A 2,780-nucleotide genomic window follows, 5' to 3' on the forward strand; every position below is an offset into this window, starting at 1 on the left:
GCCCGGTCGTGTGACCGGGCCCGGCCCTTTCGCTCGGGTCGAGGCGTCGACGCTACGTCAGAGCAGTCCGTCCCACATCTGCTCCAGCAGCACCGACCACCAGCTCTCCGGCGAACCGAGCGCCGCCGGGTCGAGGGCCGCCAGCTGGGCCTGGAAGTCGACGGTCCAGCGGCCCGCCTGCTCCTGGTTCAGGCCGTAGCGCAGCCGCCACATACGGCCCAGCAGCGCGAGACAGCGCTGGAACTCGGGCAGCCCCGTGTTCACGAACTGCGGCGGCACCGGAGCACCACCCGGCCCCGCCTCCACGGGCACGGCCACGATGTTCGCCGTGCCGTACTGCACGCACAGCGCCTTGCCGAAGTCGCTGCCCATGACGAGGTACGAGCCCGCGTCCGACGCCGGCTGGACACCGCGCTCCTGCGCCAGCTCGGCCAACGTCGGCACCGGCCGCTGCGGCTGGGCCTGCGCCCAGAAGAACGGGCCCATGTCGGCCGGCAGTCCGCCCACCACCAGCGAGTGCGCCACGATCGGCGGCACGCCCTGCCGCGACACCGCGTGTTGGTCGAACCGGAAGATCCCCGGCCCGAACGCGGCCGCCAGCTCCTGCGCGATGCCCTCCGGCGGCAGCGGAGGCGCGGGCTGCACCGGCGGCAGCGACGCCCGCACCGGCGCGGGCCGCGCCGGACCGTCGGCCACCTGGTGCAACTCGCCCTGGTGCGCCAGGAGCTGCCCCATGCCCTGCTGACGCGAGGCGTGGTCGGTGCCGTACGGGGCGATGGACGTGATCCGCGCGTTCGGCCACTGCTCGCGGATCATCCGCGCACAGTACGCACCCGGAAGCTCGCACGACTCCAGCTCCGTGTGCAGCTCCAGCACCTGGTCCGGCGGGATGTTCATCCCGCGCAGCTCGTGGAAGATCTGCCACTCCGGGTGCGGCGTGCCCGGCGCCGAACGCCGGATCACCTGCTGCTCGGAGCCGTCCGGGGCGCGATAGCGCAGTACGGCCTGGTAGCCGGGCCCCACGGTCGGCGGCCCCGGAGGCTGCTGCGGATAGCCGTACGCCGGAGGCTGCTGCCCCGGGGCAGGCGGCTGCCCGGGGATCGGCTGGGGCGCGCCCGGGGGCATACCGGGCGGGGCGGCCGGAGGCTGCGGGGCGCCTGGGCCCCCGGGCCCGCCAGGAGGGCCGACCGGCGGGCCGGCCAGCACGGTCTCGGCATGGTGTACGGCGCCGGGGGCGCCCGGAGCACCGTGCGCGCCGGGCGCGCCAGGGCCACCGGGCGCGGCAGGCGGCGGGGCCGCACCCGGGCCGCCGACGGGGGGACCGGACAGCACCGTGGCCGCGTGATGCACACCACCCGCGGGCGTACCGCCGGGAGGCTGCGGACCACCAGGAGGCTGCGGACCGCCAGGAGGCTGCGGACCGCCATGGGCGCCAGGAGCACCCGGAGCCCCAGGAGCCCCAGGCGCGGCAGGCACCCCAGGGGCACCCGGAGCACCCGGAGCCGCGGGCTGGCCCGGAGAGCCCGGCCGGCCCGGAGCACCGGGGGGACCCGGAGGCAAGGGCGCGCCGGGGCCGCCGACAGGGGGACCCGACAGCACCGTGGCCGCGTGATGAGCACCACCCGCGGGCGTACCACCCGGAGGCTGCGGCCCACCAGGAGCACCAGGAGCACCAGGAGCACCAGGCGGGGCAGGCACACCCGGAGCACCCGGCGCCCCGGGCGGAGCCGGCATCCCAGGCGCACCCGGAGCACCCGGAGCCGCGGGCGAGCCACCCGTACCCTCGGGGCCGTCCGGACCGAGCTGCGAGACGAGCTGCGTCGGCACGAACCCACCCGCCGGAGCACCCGGAGCACCCGGAGGCGCCGGAGGCGGAGGCGGGGCCGTACCCCGAGGCGGCTGCGCCTTGCTGGTCTCGGCGTCGGCGATGTCACCCGGGTGGGGAGTGCCGGGCGGAGGCGTACCGGGCCGCGGGTAGCCATACGACGGCGCGGGCGCGGCAGGCGGAGGCGTACCGGGAGCCAGCGGATAGCCGTACGACGACGCACCCGGAGGCGGCGTGCCCGGCGGTCGGCCGGAGTCGGCGATGCCACCCGGGTCAGGGGCGCCGGGCGGAGGCGTACCGGGCCGCGGGTAACCGTACGACGACGCACCCGAAGGCGGCGTGCCCGGCGGTCGGCCGGAGTCGGCGATGCCACCCGGGTCAGGGGCGCCGGGCGGAGGCGTACCGGGCCGCGGGTAGCCGTACGACGGCGCGGCGGGCGGAGGCGTACCCGGCGCCCCCGGAGCCTGCGGATAGCCGTACGAGGGCGCGCCCGGAGGCGGCGTGCCCTGCGGTCGGCCGGAGTCGTCCGTCGGAGTGACAGCGGTCGGCGGCAACTGGCTGCCCCCGGACATCAGCGCGGTCTCGGCGTCCGGCGACGCGGCACCGGAGTCGTCCGCGTCGGCCAGTGGCGGCGCGAACACCGTCTGAGGCAGCGGTACCGAACGGTCCTCCTCGCCACCGGCGTTGGTGTCGGTCCCGGCCCACGGCGTCGCCCCCGGCGGCACCCCCGGCACACGGTCCTGCGGTGGCGCGTCCTGCGGCGGCGCGTCCCGTACATCGTCGACGGCACCGGCAGCCGGCCACGGCGTGGCGTCGGCCGGAGCGGACGGACCGGCAAGGGTCTCGGGCAGCGCACCGTCCCGCCCGGGCACCGCGTCCGCGACGGACCCCGTGTCCGAGCCGGCGGCAGCGGCACCCGCACCACCACCGGCACCGTTCTCGGGAGCACCCGCCC

Annotated in this window: 1 protein-coding gene; it reads right to left on the reverse strand. The window is 77.6% G+C overall.

The genetic code is table 11. The features are described from left to right. Nucleotides 1-57: 57 nt before the first annotated feature. Nucleotides 58-2,559, reverse strand: a complete 2,502-nt coding sequence (locus FNH08_RS48350; RefSeq protein WP_407704603.1) for an SUKH-4 family immunity protein — start codon at nt 2,557-2,559, stop codon at nt 58-60. Nucleotides 2,560-2,780: the final 221 nt, after the last annotated feature.

The organism is Streptomyces spongiae (assembly GCF_009377185.1).
Lineage (GTDB): Bacteria > Actinomycetota > Actinomycetes > Streptomycetales > Streptomycetaceae > Streptomyces > Streptomyces spongiae.